Source organism: Pseudomonas sp. 21 (assembly GCF_000955805.1).
Lineage (GTDB): Bacteria > Pseudomonadota > Gammaproteobacteria > Pseudomonadales > Pseudomonadaceae > Pseudomonas.
Genome location: NZ_JYOA01000003.1, coordinates 87,591 through 104,263, shown reverse-complemented (window position 1 = coordinate 104,263; position 16,673 = coordinate 87,591). Strand labels below are relative to the sequence as shown.

The 16,673-nt window shown below is 64.0% G+C and carries 10 protein-coding genes; 4 read left to right on the top strand and 6 right to left on the bottom strand.

All coding sequences use genetic code 11. From position 1 onward, the window contains the following. The first annotated feature begins 157 nt into the window (after positions 1 to 157). Both UB43_RS06085 and pbpC read left to right on the top strand, forming a co-directional pair. On the top strand, positions 158 to 5,956 hold the full coding sequence (locus UB43_RS06085; RefSeq protein WP_045209560.1) for an alpha-2-macroglobulin: 5,799 nt from the start codon (positions 158 to 160) through the stop codon (positions 5,954 to 5,956). A 15-nt stretch (positions 5,957 to 5,971) separates the two neighbouring features. Continuing rightward, positions 5,972 to 8,272 (top strand): penicillin-binding protein 1C, encoded by a 2,301-nt coding sequence (pbpC, locus tag UB43_RS06080; RefSeq protein WP_045209559.1) that lies wholly within the window; start codon positions 5,972 to 5,974, stop codon positions 8,270 to 8,272. 6 nt (positions 8,273 to 8,278) lie between these two features. Here the strand turns inward: pbpC and UB43_RS06075 are convergent, their stop codons facing one another. The 6 genes from UB43_RS06075 to UB43_RS06050 all read right to left on the bottom strand — a co-directional run bounded on the left by UB43_RS06075 (position 8,279) and on the right by UB43_RS06050 (position 13,893). After that, positions 8,279 to 8,713 carry a polymer-forming cytoskeletal protein gene (locus tag UB43_RS06075; protein ID WP_045209558.1) on the bottom strand — a complete coding sequence of 145 codons (435 nt, stop codon included), beginning with the start codon at positions 8,711 to 8,713 and terminating at the stop codon, positions 8,279 to 8,281. A gap of 18 nt (positions 8,714 to 8,731) precedes the next feature. Continuing rightward, complete coding sequence (locus tag UB43_RS06070; protein ID WP_256205098.1) at positions 8,732 to 8,998, bottom strand: hypothetical protein; 267 nt, start codon at positions 8,996 to 8,998, stop codon at positions 8,732 to 8,734. A gap of 91 nt (positions 8,999 to 9,089) precedes the next feature. Then, on the bottom strand, positions 9,090 to 10,058 hold the full coding sequence (locus UB43_RS06065) for a M23 family metallopeptidase (RefSeq protein ID WP_045209556.1): 969 nt from the start codon (positions 10,056 to 10,058) through the stop codon (positions 9,090 to 9,092). A gap of 192 nt (positions 10,059 to 10,250) precedes the next feature. Further along, positions 10,251 to 11,984: an ABC transporter ATP-binding protein/permease gene (locus UB43_RS06060; RefSeq protein ID WP_045209555.1), complete on the bottom strand. Its 1,734-nt coding sequence runs from the start codon at positions 11,982 to 11,984 to the stop codon at positions 10,251 to 10,253. 67 nt (positions 11,985 to 12,051) lie between these two features. Then, positions 12,052 to 12,612, bottom strand: a complete 561-nt coding sequence (locus UB43_RS06055) for a response regulator transcription factor (protein ID WP_045209554.1) — start codon at positions 12,610 to 12,612, stop codon at positions 12,052 to 12,054. Between the two features lie 24 nt (positions 12,613 to 12,636). Then, on the bottom strand, positions 12,637 to 13,893 hold the full coding sequence (locus tag UB43_RS06050; RefSeq protein ID WP_045209553.1) for an ATP-binding protein: 1,257 nt from the start codon (positions 13,891 to 13,893) through the stop codon (positions 12,637 to 12,639). A gap of 230 nt (positions 13,894 to 14,123) precedes the next feature. On the opposite strand from UB43_RS06050, the gene UB43_RS06045 reads away from it, so the two are divergent. Together UB43_RS06045 and UB43_RS06040 are read left to right on the top strand one after the other, a co-directional pair. Further along, the gene (locus UB43_RS06045) at positions 14,124 to 14,840 is read left to right on the top strand and encodes an SIMPL domain-containing protein (RefSeq protein ID WP_045209552.1); all 717 of its coding nucleotides are present in this window, start codon (positions 14,124 to 14,126) and stop codon (positions 14,838 to 14,840) included. A gap of 222 nt (positions 14,841 to 15,062) precedes the next feature. Then, positions 15,063 to 16,664, top strand: coding sequence for an ABC transporter substrate-binding protein (locus UB43_RS06040; protein ID WP_045209551.1), 1,602 nt, complete (start codon positions 15,063 to 15,065; stop codon positions 16,662 to 16,664). Positions 16,665 to 16,673: the final 9 nt, after the last annotated feature.

Genomic DNA, 16,673 nt, shown 5'->3' with positions numbered 1-16,673 from the left:
ACAAGCACGCCGGTTTGCAATGCGAGTTCGGCAATCGCCTGCCTAAACATTGCGATCAAAGCCACATTTTGCTCAGACATATCTCATTCTTCCGGCCAACTTCAGACGTCAGAATTGCGCCCCACTTGTTTCGCTGATCCAACGGACGGATACCCCAATGTCGCAGCTACGTCGCTTCCTCAGCCTGCTCGTCGCCCTGTTGCTTCTGCCATTACGTATCTTGCGCTGGCTGCTTCGCCATCTGCTCGGCGTCAGCTGGCAGGCACCTGCCTGGCTGAGTGGCCTCGGTCACCTGCTGCAGCCCTGGGGGCGCTCGATGGCCGCCCGCCCCGCCCACTCGGCCGGCGTTCTCGGCGTGCTGCTGGTCCTGGTTGGCGCGGGCGTTTATGGCTGGTACTGGTACAGCCACCTACCGCAACCACACAAGGTCTCGTACAGCGTGCAGGCGCCGCCGGTAACCAACTACCGCAAGGAAGGCCCGCAGATCAATCCGCTGCGGGTGGTGTTCGCAGAATCCGTAGCGCCGCTGGAGCTGATCGGCAAGCCGGTGGAAAAAGGCGTGAGCCTCAGCCCCGAAGTCGCTGGTGCCTGGCACTGGGCAAGCGATCGCACCCTGCAGTTCACCCCTTCCGCAGATTGGCCCATCGGCCAGCAGTACGAAGTAACGCTTGGCAGAAAGGACCTGCTGGCCGGCGGCGTGCTGCTGGATCAGTACCAGAGCGAGTTTTCCACCGCAGCCTTCTCCGGGCGCGTGAGCCGCCAGGAGCTTTACCAGGACCCGACCGACAGCCGCCTGAAGACGATGGTAGTCGCCCTGACTTTCAGTCATCCCGTCGATGAGGCAAGCCTGCGCGAAAGCGTAGCCATCAACCTCGGAAAGGGGCTGAGCTACCGCGACCCCCAGGCCGGCATCACACCGCAAATCAGCTTCGACGAGACCCACCTCAGCGCCTATGTTCACTCCGCACCGTTGACCATGCCGCTGGAAGCCAGCCAGATCGACCTGACACTGGCCGACGGGGTACACGCCAAAGCCGGCGGCAAGGGTACCGAACGCTCCCTCAGGGCCTCTGTGACAGTTCCTGGTCGCTACCAGCTAAGCTTCAGCCACGCCAGCATCGCCTTCGCCGACAATGATCGCGGGGAACCGGAGCCGGTGCTGCTGTTCAGCAGTTCCAGTGCCGTCAGCGACGAAGCGCTGGCTGGAAAGGTCAAGGCCTGGCTGCTGCCCGAGAGCAGTAACGGCTGGAGCAACTGGTCGCAGAGCGAAGTCGACGAGGCGATGCTCAAGCGCTCCGAGCCCGTCACGCTCACCCAGGTGCCCAGCGCGGAGCCGCTCAACAGCAGCCATGCTTTCAAGTTCCGCGGACAACCCAAGCGCCAGTTGTATGTCGAAGTGGCGGGCAAGATCGAGGCCGTGGGCGGCTATCTGGGCAGGGATCCAACCTATAGCCTGCTGACCATGCCGGCCTACCCACGCACGCTGCGCTTCCTCTCCGACGGCGCATTGCTCAGCCTGAACGGCGAACGCCGTTTGGGCATTATGGCCCGCGGGGTAAAGGGCGCCCATGTGGAAATCGCCCGTCTGTTGCCCAACCAGCTTCATCATCTGGTGGACCAGAACTACGGCAACTTTGCCCGCCCCAGCTTCTCCAACGAGTATTTCGACCGTCTGGTGGAGCGCATGACACTGGACGTTCCGCTAGCGGCAGGCGATCCGGCGAAAACCCTTTACGACAACGTCGACCTCACCCAGTACCTGAGCGCCAACGGCGGCCGCAAGGGCATCTTCGTGCTCAAGCTGAGCCCCGGCGATGCCCCGAGCAAGCTCACCTTCGATGATTACGGGAGCAACGACGCCCGCGATCTGCGCTTCATCGTGGTGACTGACCTGGGCATCATCGCCAAACGCTGGGCCGACGGCAGCCACGACGTCTTCGTCCAGTCGCTTGCCAGTGGCGAGCCCGTCGCCGAAGCCGAGGTCGAGATCATCGGCCGCAATGGCCTGCCGGTCGCCAATGGTAAAACCGATGCGCAAGGCCGTGCTCACTTCGCCAAGCTCGACGAACTGCGCCGCGAAAAGACGCCCCTGATGTACGTCGTCAGTCGTGGCAACGATCAGTCTTTCCTGCCGATCAACCAGAACAGCCACCGTCTGGACCTGTCGCGCTTCGATGTCGGTGGCAAGCAGGATGCGGGGGACAGCACGCGACTGGCCGCCTATCTGTTCTCTGATCGTGGCCTCTACCGACCGGGCGAAACCGCGCATCTTGGCATGATCGTCCGCCAGAGCGACTGGAAAGGGCAGCTGCAAGGCCTGCCTCTGGAACTACAGATCACCGACCCACGAGGCATGACCATAGTGCGGCAACGCCTCACCCTGTCCGCCAGCGGCTTCGAGACGTACGACTTTGCCAGCAGCGAAGTCGCCCCGGCGGGTGACTACACCGCCAATCTCAGCCTGATTGGCCAGGACCAGCGGCGCATTGCTCTGGGTAGTACCAGCTTCAAGGTCCGCGACTTCGAGCCGGATCGCATGAAGGTCAGCCTCAGCCTGTCCGACGTCCCGGTTGCCGGCTGGCTCGCTCCGCAGCAAGTCGCAGCCAGACTCAAGGCGTTGCATCTGTTCGGCGCGCCCGCCTCCGACCGTCGCATCACCGGGCGGATGGTCCTGTCGCCAACCTACGTCAGCTTCCCGCGCTACGCCGACTACCGCTTCCTGATCGCCGACAGCCTCAGCGAGGCCAACCAGGAGGATCTCGCCGAGAGCAAGACCGATGCCCAAGGGCAGGCCACGCTCGATCTGGGCCTCAAGCGCTTCGCCGACAGTACTTATCAACTGCAGGTTCTGGCGCAGGTCTACGAGGCCGAGGGCGGTCGCAACGTCGCGGCACAGAGCACCCTGCTGGTCTCTCCGGCGACCTACCTGGTGGGCGTCAAGAGCAGTGACCCGCTGGACTACATCGCCAAGGGCGCCAAGCGTGAGGTGCACTGGCAGGCAGTCGACCCACAGCTCGAACCGGTGACGGTCGACGGGCTGCATACCGAACTGGTGGAACACCGCTACGTCTCGGTGCTGGTCAAGCAATCCGACGGCACATACCGCTACGTCTCGCGGGTCAAGGACCTTGTCGCCGCCGCGCAACCGCTCGTGCTGCAGGATGGCCAGGCCATGCAAATGCTGGACACCAGCAACCCCGGCAGCTTCACCCTGCGCCTCAAGGATGCCAACGACAAGCTGCTCAACCAGGTCGACTACGAGGTCCAGGGACTGGCCAATACCTCGCGCTCGCTGGAGCGCAACGCCGAACTGCAACTCAAGCTGGACAAGCGCAGCTACGCCAGCGGCGACGAGATTACCGTGAGCATCCGTGCGCCCTACGCCGGCGCCGGCCTTATCACCATCGAGCGTGACAAGGTCTACGCCCAACAATGGTTCAAGGCCGACAGCACCAGCAGCGTCCAGCACATCCGGATACCGGAAGGGATGGAAGGCAACGCCTACGTCAACGTGCAGTTCGTCCGTGACCCGCAGTCGCCAGAGGTCTACATGAGCCCGTTGTCCTACGGCGTCCAGCCCTTCAGCATCAACCTCGATGCACGGCGCCTGACGCTCAAGCTCGACAGCGTGGAGAAGCTGGAGCCAGGCCAGACACTGGACATCCACGTCAACAGCGCGCGGCCCGCCCGTGCTGTGGTCTACGCCGTGGACGAAGGCATCCTGCAGGTAGCACGCTACCAGGCACCCGACCCCCTTGGCCTGTTCTTCCAGAAACGCGCCCTGGAAGTCAGCACCAGCCAGATTCTCGATCTGATCCTGCCGGAGTTCAGCCGCCTGATGAGTGCGGCTGCACCGGGTGGTGACGCCGACGCCGCGCTGGCCAGCCATCTCAATCCGTTCAAGCGCAAACGCCAGCCGCCGGTGGCCTGGTGGTCAGGCCTGATCGACCTGCCAGCCGGCGATACGACGCTGCATTACAAAGTGCCGGACAGCTTCAATGGCAAACTGCACCTGTTCGCGGTGGCGGTCGACGACAACAGCATCGGTGTCGCCGAGGGCAGCAGCGAGGTTCGCGGAGCGCTGGTGCTGACGCCCAACGTACCGGCCTTCGTCGCGCCGGGAGACGAATTCAGCATCAGCGCTGGAGTCTTCAACAATCTGCCGGGCGCAGCCGTGGTGAAGGTGCAACTGGAGACCGGCGTGGGTCTGCAACTGGTGGAGAATCTCCACCCGCAACTGCAGATCGAGCCCAACCGTGAAGGCGCCGCTGAGTTCCGCCTCAAGTCTCTGGAGCGCCTGGGCTCGGCCGACCTCAAGCTGGTCGCGGAGCTGGCCGACGGCAAGCGCGTGCAGATCGGAGAGACCATTTCCATCCGGCCCGCCTCGCAGCACCGCATCCAGCTCAGCCTCGGCCGCTTCGATGAGAAGACCCACAAGCTGCCGCTCAGCCGCGACCTGTTCGGCCAGTTGCGCAAGGTGAACGTCGGCCTCGATGCCTCGCCTCTGGTATGGGCCGAAGGTCTGCGCAATTACCTGGACGACTATGGCTACAGTTGCACCGAGCAGTTGGTGTCCAAACGCATGCCTACGCTGGTGTGGAGCGATTCCACCAACGCCGATGCACAGCGCGAGGTGGACGGCGCCATTTCCATCCTGCGCCAGCGGCAGAACCAGAGCGGCGGCTTCGGCCTGTGGGCGGTTTCACCGGAAACGGCGTCGTACGCAAGCCTCTACGCAACCGACTTCCTGATCCAGGCCAGGGAACACGGCTTCAAGGTGCCGACCGATCTACTCGAGCGCGCCAACATGTACCTGGGCACGCTGGCCAATTCGCCCAGCAACGGCCTGGGCGAGCTGCGCAATCGCGCCTATGCCAGCTACCTGTTGAGCCGACAGGGAATCCAGGTGGGCAGCGCGCTGTCGGACATCCGCGAGCGCTACGAGACCTACTTCCCCAAACAGTGGGAAAAGGACCTTGGCAGCGCCTACCTCGCCGCCAGCTACAAGCTGAGCCGACAGGACAAGCAGGCAGATCGGTTGATTCGCAGCATGCCCTGGAGCAGCCTGGACAATACCTGGAGCAGTGACGGTCTGTACTACGATCCGCTGGTACAGGATGCCGAGCACCTTCATCTGCTGGCCCGGCACTTCCCCGAGCAATTGGAGGATGTGCCCGTCGAGCTGTTCGACAACCTGGGCAAGTGGCTGAACCAGCAGCGTTACAACTCCTTCTCGGCTGCATTGCTGCTGCGTGCACTGGACGACTACGGCCAGCGCGCCGGGGCGAACATGTCGCTGCAAGCCAAAGCGCTGCTGGGTGAGCGCAGCGAATTGCTCACCCTCGCCGGAAAACCTCCGCGCAGCGCGGTCCCGCTGGGCGTCAGCGCACTGGAGCTGAGTAAACAGGGTGACACGCCGGCCTTCTATCTACTCAGCGAGGCCGGGTTCGACCGCACGGGCAGTAACAACGCGCTGCGCCAGGGCCTGGAAGTCACCCACGAATTCCTCGACGAAAGTGGCCAGCCACTACAGAAAGTCCGCGTCGGTGATGAGTTCCTGGTGCGCCTGCGCTTGCGCGCTGTCGAGCGCAACCATATCCCGCAGGTGGCCATGGTCGATCTTCTGCCCGGCGGCGTCGAACCGGTAACCCAGGCACCATCGCCACCCAGGCGCAACAGCGGCGATGAAGACGACGACGGGGAGGAGGACAGCTCCTGGCAGTCGCCGTTGGGCACCAACCGGCTGAGCGATTGGAAGCCCGACTTCGTCGATGTGCGCGACGACCGCATCGTGCTCTACGGCGACGTGAGCCGGGATGTGCGGTCGTTCGTCTACCGCGTGCGGGCGACCAACGCTGGACACTTCATCACGCCCGGTGCCTACGCCGAAGGGCTCTACGACACCCAGTTGCAAGGCCGCAGCCAGGCAGGACAGCTTGAAATCGAAGCACCTTGATGCAGAGGGCGCCGCATGAGAGGGCGCCCTCTCGTCCTGGGCGCGGTGCTGGCCTGTGCCCTGCTGGCGAGCTTGCGGCTCTGGCCGCATGCTCCGCTGCAATCGGTAGCGCCCTCCTCTCGCGTAGTACTCGCCGAACACGGCGAGCTACTGCGCCTGACCCTCGCCAACGACGGGCAGTATCGACTATGGATTCCACTGGAGCGCATGGCACCGGCACTGGTGCAAGCGATCCAGCTGAAAGAAGATCGGCGCTTCCATTGGCACCCTGGCATCAATCCCTTGGCGTTGCTGCGTGCCATGCAGTCCACCTACAGCGGCGGCATGCGTCAGGGCGGTTCGACCCTGACGATGCAACTGGCTCGCCGCATCTATGAGCTGAATACCCGCCAGGTTCCCGGCAAGGTTCAGCAGCTGGCCCTGGCCCTTTGGCTGGAAGCGCGATACAGCAAGCACGAGATCCTTGAGGCCTATCTCAATCTGGCGCCCATGGGCGGCAACATCGAAGGGGCCGAAGCAGCCAGCCGCATTTATTTCGGCAAGCCCGCCGAACAACTGTCCCTTGCCGAAGCTCTGGCCCTGGCGGTAATTCCTCAACAACCAGGGCGCCGCGCACGTTTCGGCGACGCGCTGGAGGCCGCACGCCTGCGCCTGCTCGCCAATTGGCGCGAGAACTATCCGGATGATCCGCGCAACGACGGGCCGCTGGAGCTACCACTACAAGCGCGCACGCGAGCGCAGCTGCCATTCCTGGCGCCGCATCTCAGCGAACAATTGCTCCAGCGCTATCCCCAGCGAGAGTTGCGAACCACGCTGAACCTGCCACTGCAGCAACTACTGGAACGACTGATCGAACAATACATCAGCGAACAGCGACCACAAGGCGTGGAAAACGCCGTCGCCCTGCTGATCGACCGGCGCGATCAGTCCGTCAAGGCGTTGGTGGGCTCGGCGGATTACGCCTCCAAATCCATCCATGGACAGGTCAACGGTATCACCTCGCGGCGCTCGCCGGGATCGACACTCAAACCGTTCCTCTACGGCCTGGCCATCGACCAGGGGCTGATCCATCCCATGAGCGTTCTTAAGGATGCGCCCAGCGCCTATGGTTACTTCCAGCCGGAAAACTACGACGGGCGCTTCGTCGGCCCGATCAGCGCCCAGGACGCGCTGGTGCGCAGCCGCAATATTCCCGCCGTGACCCTGGCTGGCCAACTGCACGCGCCGACGCTCTACGGCTTACTCAAGCGTTCCGGCGTACAGGGCCTGCGTGCCGAGTCGCACTATGGCCTGGCGCTGACGCTGGGCGCGGGGGAAGTCACGCCCGAAGACCTCGGCCGGCTTTACCTGGCACTGGGCGGCGACGGGCGGCTGCGTCAGTTGCGCTACCTGCTCGAAACGCCCCAGGGTAGCGGAGAGGCCCTGCTCAGCCCCCAGGCGGCATTCTTGGTGCGCGACATGCTCCGCCACAACCCACGCCCCGACGGCCTGCCGCAGGAGGGCCGAGGCCGGCAATGGCGTAGCGCCTGGAAGACGGGCACCTCCTGGGGCTTTCGCGATGCCTGGAGCAGTGGGCTTGTGGGGCCGTACGTACTGGTGGTGTGGGTGGGAAATTTCGACGGACGGGGCAATCCGGCCTTCGTCGGCGTGAAGACCGCGGCTCCGCTGTTCTTCCGCATCGCCGATGCGTTACCACTGGCGCTGCCGAATGAGCGGGACCCGATGGACAAACCGCCAGCCGGAGTTGCCCGCATCCAGGTGTGCCAAGCCTCCGGCGACCTGCCCAACCGCTGGTGCCCGCAAACCCGCAAGACGTGGTACATCCCCGGCGTATCACCGATCAAGGTGTCCGACCTGCACCGCCCGGTACAGATCGACAGCCGTACCGGGCGCGCCGTGTGTGGCGAGCTCGATCCGAAGTACCGGCACGAGGAGGTTTATGAGTTCTGGCCAAGCGACCTGCAGCGGCTGTTTCGCGCCGCCGGCCTGCCACGCCGCCCCTTGCCCAAGGGAGCACGAGACTGTCTGGCCAGCTCGGTGCAGGTCGAAGAAGGCCCGCGAATTCGCTCACCTCTGCAGCAAGTTGCCTACAGCCTTCGCCTTTCTCATCCGGAGGACAGCATTCCGCTGGCAGCCACGGCAGCCGGCGATGCGCGTCGGCTCTACTGGTTCGCCGAGCAAAGCCTGGTGGCGCAGAATGCCCCACAGGATGGCAGCAACTGGCGCCCGCCGCGCTCCGGCGACTATCATCTGCGAGTGACCGATGACCGTGGCCGCAGCAGCGAGCGCCTGGTCAAGGTCGAATTCCTGCCCTGAAGAAGATCAGGCTTCGGCTTCTTCTTCACGCACTGGGGCCGGCAGCTCCAGCGGCCTGGGCGCCTCGCCGTCGGCCAGGCGAGTCAACTTGCCGTCCACCGTCGCGCCGTTTTCCATGCTCAGCTGGCGGTACTGGATGTTGCCGACCACGCGGGCATTGGAGTGCAGCTCCAGCAGGTGTTCCACATAGAGGTCACCAATGATGGTGCCGTCGATCAGGGCGTCGTAGCTGCTGACGTTACCCTCGATCCGCCCTTCCGCGCTGAGCGCCAGCAGGCTGGCCGCGCCGGGTTTGTGGCAGACATTGCCTTTCACCGTGCCGAGAATCTTCAGGCCGTCCTGGAATTGCATATCGCCGACCAGATCGACATTGCCCGAGAGCAGGCTGGAGAACTTGTCCACCGACACCTGCGGGCCTTTCTTCTTGCTGTTGCTGAACATCGCACTTCCTCGCGCGTACTACTTGCCAGGTTTCTGCTGGCGGTAGAAGGCCAGCTCAGTCTTGAGTTTCTTGATTTCGGCGGACATCGCGTCGATCCGCTGCATCAGTTGTTCACGATTGGCGCGGTCCTCGTCGCCCTGCAGGCGCTTGTCCTCCAGTTCGGCGGTCAATTGCTCGAGCTGCGCATGCAGCACCTGGAGCTCATCGGCCTGCTCGCGCCCCGCCACATCATCCTGGTGACGCATCAACCAGACGCCCGCCAGCGCCACTGCCAGCAAGAGCACCAGGAGCAAGGCCGCACGGCCCAACGTCGCGGAACCACGAGGAACATGGGGGCGGTGCTCGGCGCGCAGCAGGTCGCGGGTGGAGGGTTTCCTAGTCCGAGGCCATACCATCGCTATCGATCTCCATGCCTCCCAGAGAGAGGAAGTTCTGTGGGTCGACGAATTCGCCGTGGTAAAGCACTTCGAAATGCAGGTGCGGCCCGGTGGAGCGCCCGGTGGAGCCGACCTTGGCAATCTCCTGCCCCGGCAGCACCACGTCGCCCACTTTCACCAGCAGTTTCGAGGCGTGGGCATAGCGCGTGACCAGGCCGTTGCCATGGTCAATCTCCACGCGATTGCCATAGGAAGGATTCGGCCCTGCGACAATGACGCGCCCACCAGCTGCCGCATGGATCGGGCTGCCGGTCGGCGCCGAGAAGTCCTGGCCGGAGTGGAACGCCAGATGGTGATTGAAGGGGTCGACCCGGTTGCCGAAAGGCGACCCCAGGCGCGCCTGCTCCATCGGGCGACGGGCGGGAATGGCCATGAAGTCGGCGTTGCGCCGCGCCACCTGGTCCATCAGCAGGTCGAATACCCGACGCAGGCATTTTGCCGAGCGCTCGCTTCGCTCCAGATCGACGCCGGAGGCGGGCAACGGTTCGGCACAGGGGCGCGGCGGCAGCAGGATTCCACCTTTGCCCTTGGCGGGCGTCTCCTGGGGCTTTGGCGCGAGCTCAGGGTCGACCTTGGACAGTTTGCGCGCGATTTCCTCGTGGCTGTCGACGGCCTTGAGCAGGTAGGTGGCGTCTTTCTCCAGCACTTGCAGGCGACCGGCCAACTCCCCTATCCGCTCCGCTGCGAAGCGCTCAGCGGAATCCTCCTCCGAGGAGTCGGGGGCACTCGCGACGACGGGCACCGGTAGCGGCTCGACGTTGGCCCGCCCCACCCAGATTCCGACCACGAAGGCCACCACGGCGAACAGCAGCGCGGTGCAGCCGGCCACCAGCAGGAACCGGCGCCGATCGATCAGCTGCAGGTCCGAACGGGTCAATGCCTGCCGGGTAGGGGAAAGGAAGCTCATGCGAGGTACCGTTGAATCTTACGAAACCCGATCCTGCTCGGACCGGGCTGCACAGGGTACCTGTTCTTGAAAACTTCGCAGCGGCTAAACACTGAAAAATGTAAATAAATAAGAAGAAATCATCATGTCTGAGAAGACTTTCAGATGTTTCCCACTAACCCGATCACACAATCCCAGTGAATCAAACTGCCACTACGCCGGCAAAACGGACTCGATCTCCTGCAAACGATGCTCTTCCAGGCGCAGTTGGCGCGGGTGGAATCGCTTCAGGCTGACCCGGTGGCCAATGCTGACCAGGGTCACGCCTGGCAACTGGTCGAGCAGTACCTGATAGAGCGCGGCCTCGTCGGTTTCGTCCAGCGCGGAGGTGGCTTCGTCGAGGAACAGCCACTGCGGTGCGTAGAGCAGCGCGCGGGCGATGGCCAGGCGCTGCTGCTCGCCCGGGGAGAGCACGCGCTGCCAGTGATCGGCTTCATCCAGGCGCGGCGCCAGCGAATCCAGGCGGCACAGATGCAGCACCTGTTTCATCTGTTCGGGGTCATGACGGTCGCCCGCCTCCGGATAGCAAAGCGCCTCGGCCAGGGTACCGATGGGCAGGTAGGGTTTCTGCGGGACGAACAGGCTGCGCGCGTCGGGCATTTGCACCACGCCGCTGCCGTAGCGCCACAAGCCACTCATGGCGCGCAGCAGGGTGCTCTTGCCGCCGCCGGAAGGGCCGCCGATCAGCACGTGTTCGCCGGGGTTCAGCGCCAGGCTGGTGGGCTGCAGCAGTTCGCGGCCGCTGCCCAGGCTCAGGGTCAGGTTGTGCAGTTGCAGGTTGTCGCCGGTCTTGCGCACGTCGATATTGGCGGACTCGTGGGCAGTCTCGTCCATGGTCTCACGGAAGCTCAGCAGACGGTCGCAGGTGGCGCGCCAGCTGGCGAGGCTGGCGTAGGCGTCGATGAACCAGCTCAGGCCGTCCTGCACGTTGCCGAAAGCGGAGTTGATCTGCATGAGTTCGCCCAACTGGATCTGTCCGGAGAAGTAGCGCGGCGCGGCGACAATGAAGGGGAATACAGTGGCGATCTGGGCATAGCCGGAGCTGAAGAAAGTCAGGCGCTTCTGCACCTTCATCAGTTCCCAGAAGTTTCCCCAGACGTTGCGGAAGCGCCCCATCAGCCGGTTGCTTTCGTTGGCCTCGCCGTTGTACAGGGCGATGCTTTCGGCGTTCTCGCGCACCCGCACCAGGCCGAAACGCAGGTCCGCCTCGTAGCGTTGCTGGCGGTTGTTCAGGCCGATCAGGCGGCGTGCGATGAGGTGGGTCAGCCAGCTGCCGACCGCAGCGTAGAGCAGCGCCGCCCAGAACATGTAGCCGGGAATGCTGAGACCGAAGAGCTCGATGCTGCCGGACACCCCCCAGAGAATGACCGAGAAGGACACCAGGCTGACGATGTTGCGGATCAGTCCCAGGCCGAGGGTCAGGGTGGTGTCGGTGAAGCTGTTGAGGTCTTCGGAAAGACGCTGGTCGGGGTTGTCGGTGTGCCCGCGCTGCTCCAGCCGGTAGTAGTTCTTGTCGCCCAGCCAGGCGGCGAAGTGCTTCTCCGTGAGCCAGCGGCGCCAGCGGATGGTGAGCATCTGCGTGAGGTACAGCCGGTACACCGCCGTAAGGATGAACACCGCGGCGATGCCGCAGAACATCAGCATCAGGTGGATGAAGCTCTTCAGGTCCTTGTTCTGCAGGGCGTTGTAGAAGTCGCGGTACCAGCTGTTGAGCCAGACGCTGAGGGCCACGCCGACCAGCGACAGGGCGATCACCACGATCAGCAGCAGCCAGGCCATGCCCTTCTCTTCGCTGCGCCAGTAGGGCACGGTGAGTTGCCAGACTCGGTGGAAGAAACGGCTGCGAACGGCGTCGTTCGCAGCCCGGTACTCGGCGCTGTCGGTCATGGGGTCGGCTCGCACGGCTGGAAATAAAAAGGAGCGCTCATTGGCGCTCCTTTGTCTTATCGATCGCTTAACGCCTCACCGGGCGCTTCTGCAGCTTACGTTGCAATGTGCGCCGGTGCATACCCAGCGCTCGGGCGGTCGCGGAGATGTTGCCGTCATGTTCGGCAAGCACGCGCTGGATATGTTCCCACTGCAGGCGGTCGACCGACATGGGGTTGTCCGGCACCAGGGATTCCAGGTCGGCATGTTGCGACAGCAGTGCAGTGAGCACATCGTCGGCATCGGCTGGTTTGCACAGGTAGTTGGTGGCGCCGCGCTTGATCGCCTCCACCGCGGTGGCGATGCTGGAATAGCCGGTGAGGATCACCACACGCATCTCGGCGTCGAGCTCGAGCAGCTTGGGCAGCAGGACCAGGCCGGAGTCGCCGTCCATCTTCAGGTCCAGCACGGCGTAGTCGGGCAGATCTTCCTTGGCCATGGCCAGGCCTTCCTCGGCGGAGCCGGCGACCGACACCCGCAACCCGCGACGGGTCATGGCCCGGGCCATGACGCGGGTAAAGGTGGCATCGTCGTCCACCAGCAGCAGGTGGGGCTGTTCTTCGCCTTCGAACAGGATCTCTTCGCTCATGGTACTTCCTCGCGGGCGCGGCGATCAGGCCACGCCATAGCTTCTGGGCAGACGCAACTCGGTCAGAGTGCCGCCATCTTCATGGTTATACAACTTCACCGTTCCACCCGCGCGGGTCACGCTGGCCTGGCTGAGGAACAACCCCAGGCCGAACCCCTTGCCCTTGGTGGTGAAGAACGGCTTGCCGAGCTGTTCGGCAATGGCCAGCGGCACGCCCGGGCCCTGGTCGCGGATGCTCAGGCAGATTTCACCGGCATCCCAGTCCAGGCGGATGTCCAGGTCGTCCGGACAGGCGTCCGTCGCGTTATTGAGCAAATTCAGCAGCGCCTGGCTCAGGTCGGTCGGCGGAGTCATCCGCGGCGCCTTGCCCTTGCCCAGCGTCTGGTAGCGATAGCTCGCCTCGGGGCGCATCAGGTGCCAGCGACGCAACACCGATTCGACCCATTCATTGGCGCCCTGCTCTTCCACCGCCTGGCGACGATCCGCCTCGGCGGCGCGCACCAGGTGCTGCAGGGTGGTCTTGCAGAGCTTGACCTGCTCCTGCAGCAGAGCGAGATCTTCCTGCAACATCGGCTGGTCCGCATTGGTCTGGCGCAATTCCTTGAGCAGTACGCTCATAGTCGCCAGCGGTGTGCCCAGCTCATGGGCAGCGCCGGCGGCCTGGGTGGCGACGGCCAGCAGTTGCTGGTCGCGCATGCCTTCCTCGCGCCGCTGAGCCTGCAACTGTTCCTGTCGGCGCAGCGACTCGGACATGCGGGCGACGAAGAAGGTGATCAGCGCGGCGGCGAGCGCGAAGCTCAGCCACATGCCGTAGATCAGCAGGTTGTCGCGTTGCCCGGCGGCCATCTCCAACGGGTGGAACCACACCAGCAGCACCGTATAGCTGGCCAGCGCGAGGCCGGCCAGGGCGATGGTGTACAGCCACGGCAGGGTCGCCGCGGCGATGGTCAGCGGCACCAGGTAATAGGAGACGAAGGGGTTGCTCGAGCCACCCGAGTAGTAGAGCAGCACACTGTGGATGACCAGGTCGCAGGCGAGCTGGACGGCGTACTCCAGTTCGGTCACCGGCCACGGGCCACGCAGGCGCAGCGCGGTACCCAGGCACAACACGAGGGAGACGCCGATGGTCACGCCGAGCGCAAGCCAGGGCAGCTGGATCAGTTGGGCCTTGTAGGCGAGCCCGACGGAACCGGCCTGGGCGGCAAGGACGAGAATACGGATGAGCGTCAGATGCAGAAGGTTCTGACGACTGGCGGACAGCTGGAAAACCGGTGGGCGCATGGTGAATTCCGGAATTTGCGCGAGTATAGCCAAGAGCCCCCTCCCCTTAATGCGGCATAGCGCCACAGCATACTCCAGCAGGCCCTGTGGCGGCCGCCCCGGCCCGAAACAATTAGTGACATCGGTCATTAACCCGGACTCGAACCAATCCTCGTCAAAGGGTCTGACAGTCCTCGCCACTGCCTCTACTAAGCTGTGGCCCGGACATTTTCTGGAGCAAGGAGTCATCCATGTCTGTACTGAAGAAACCCTTCACCGCCATCGCCGCCGCCATCGCCCTGTGCGCCACCAGCCTGGGAGCCCTGGCAGACGAACCTCGCTACAACCAGGTTTCGCTGCGCGCCGAGGTCAGCCAGGAAGTCGCCCACGACCTGATGCACGTGACCCTGTTCAACGAAGGCCAGGGCACCGACCCGGCCAAGCTGGCCGCCGAGACCACCACCGCGCTGAACGCTGCAGTGGAACAGGCACGCAAGGTGAAAGGCGTGACCGTCAGCCTGGGCAGCCGCAACAGCTACCCGGTGTATGACGACAAGGGCCAGAAGATCACGGCCTGGCGCGAGCGCGCGGAAATTCGCCTGGAGAGCACCGACTTCGCCGCCCTCTCGCAACTCACCGCCGACCTGCTGGGCAAGCTGAAGATGGGCAGCATGGACTTCAGCATCGCCGACGCCACTCGCGCGAAGAACGAGGACGCGATGATGAAAGGCGCCGTGGATGCCTTCAAGGCTCGCGCCCAGGTACTCACCGACGCGCTCGGCGGCAAGGGCTACAAACTGGTCAGCCTGAACCTGAACACCTCCGGCGCGCCACGTCCGATGCCGGTGATGCGCATGGCCGCCGCCAAGTTCGCCTCCATGGATTCGGCACCGGCGCAGGAAATCGAAGCCGGCACCAGCCAGGTCACCGTCAGCGCCGACGGCACGATCGAGGTGCAGATGCCGTAACACCTGCGGCATCTACCAGCGCGGCGCTTCCGGGGACCGGGGCGCCGCCACCCGACTGCACGGTTCCCATTGTCGAAATTGCGACATTCCCTTGCACCCGCGTCACAACTTCTACACTCATCCCCGCCAGCAGCTTGCGCCCGGCATGTGCCGTGCATAGTTTCACGCAACGCAGCTCACGAGGCTGCCCCTCGATGACAACCAGAATAAACAGAGGTCCGTATGCGTAAGAACGCCGTCATCCGCTCCATGATTGCCGCTGGGCTGATCGCCAGCGCCCCGCTCGCCCACGCCGCCAACAACCTGGTCTACTGCTCCGAAGGCAGCCCCGCGGGCTTCGATCCCGGCCAGTACACCACCGGCACCGACTTCGACGCCTCGGCCGAGACGGTCTTCAACCGCCTCACCCAGTTCGAGCGCGGCGGCACCCAGGTCATCCCCGGTCTGGCGGAAAAGTGGGACGTATCCGATGACGGCAAGACCTACACCTTCCACCTGCGCCCAGGCGTGAAGTTCCACACCACCGACTACTTCAAGCCGACCCGCGAGTTCAACGCCGACGACGTGCTGTTCACCTTCAACCGCATGCTCGACAAGAACCATCCGTTCCGTAAGGCGTACCAGACCGAATTCCCCTACTTCACCGACATGGGCATGGACGCGAACATTGCCAAGGTGGAGAAGGTCGATGACCACACCGTCAAGTTCAGCCTCAACGAAGTCGACGCCGCGTTCATCCAGAACCTGGCCATGAGCTTCGCCTCGATCCAGTCCGCCGAATACGCCGACCAGTTGCTCAAGCAGGGCAAGGCCGCCGACATCAACCAGAAGCCCATCGGCACCGGCCCGTTCGTGTTCAGTCGCTACCAGAAGGACGCGATGATCCGCTTCAAGGCCAACCCGGACTACTGGAACAAGGGCGAGGTGAAGATCGACAACCTGATCTTCGCCATCAACACCGACGCCTCGGTGCGCATGCAGAAGCTCAAGGCCAACGAGTGCCAGGTCACCCTCTTCCCGCGCCCCGCCGACCTGGAGTCGCTGAAGAAGGACGCGAACCTGAACATGCCGTCGCAGCCGGGCTTCAACCTTGGCTACATCGCCTACAACGTCACCCACAAGCCGTTCGACAAGCTCGAAGTGCGCGAGGCGCTGGACATGGCGGTGAACAAGAAGGCGATCATCGACGCCGTTTACCAGGGCGCCGGCCAGCTCGCCGTGAACGGCATGCCGCCGACCCAATGGTCCTACGACGACAGCATCAAGGATGCCGGCTACAACCCGGAGAAGGCCAAGGAACTGCTGAAGAAGGCCGGCGTCGCCGAAGGCACCGAGATCACCCTGTGGGCCATGCCGGTGCAGCGCCCGTACAACCCCAATGCCAAGCTGATGGCCGAGATGCTGCAGTCCGACTGGGCCAAGGTCGGCATCAAGGCGAAGATCGTCACCTACGAATGGGGCGAGTACATCAAGCGCGCCAAGGGCGGCGAGCACGACGCCATGCTGATCGGCTGGAGCGGCGACAACGGTGACCCGGACAACTGGCTGGGCACCCTCTACGGCTGCGACGCCGTGGACGGCAACAACTTCTCCAAATGGTGCGACCCGGCCTACGACAAGCTGATCAAGGATGCCAAGCGCACCCCGGACCAGGCCAAGCGCACCGAGCTGTACAAGCAGGCCCAGCACATCCTCAAGGAGCAGGTGCCGATCACCCCGATCGCCCACTCCACCGTGTACCAGCCGATGCGCAAGACGGTGCAGGACTTCAAGATCAGCCCGTTCGCGCTGAACTCGTTCTACGGCGTCAGCGTAGGCAAGTAAGGCCAGCGG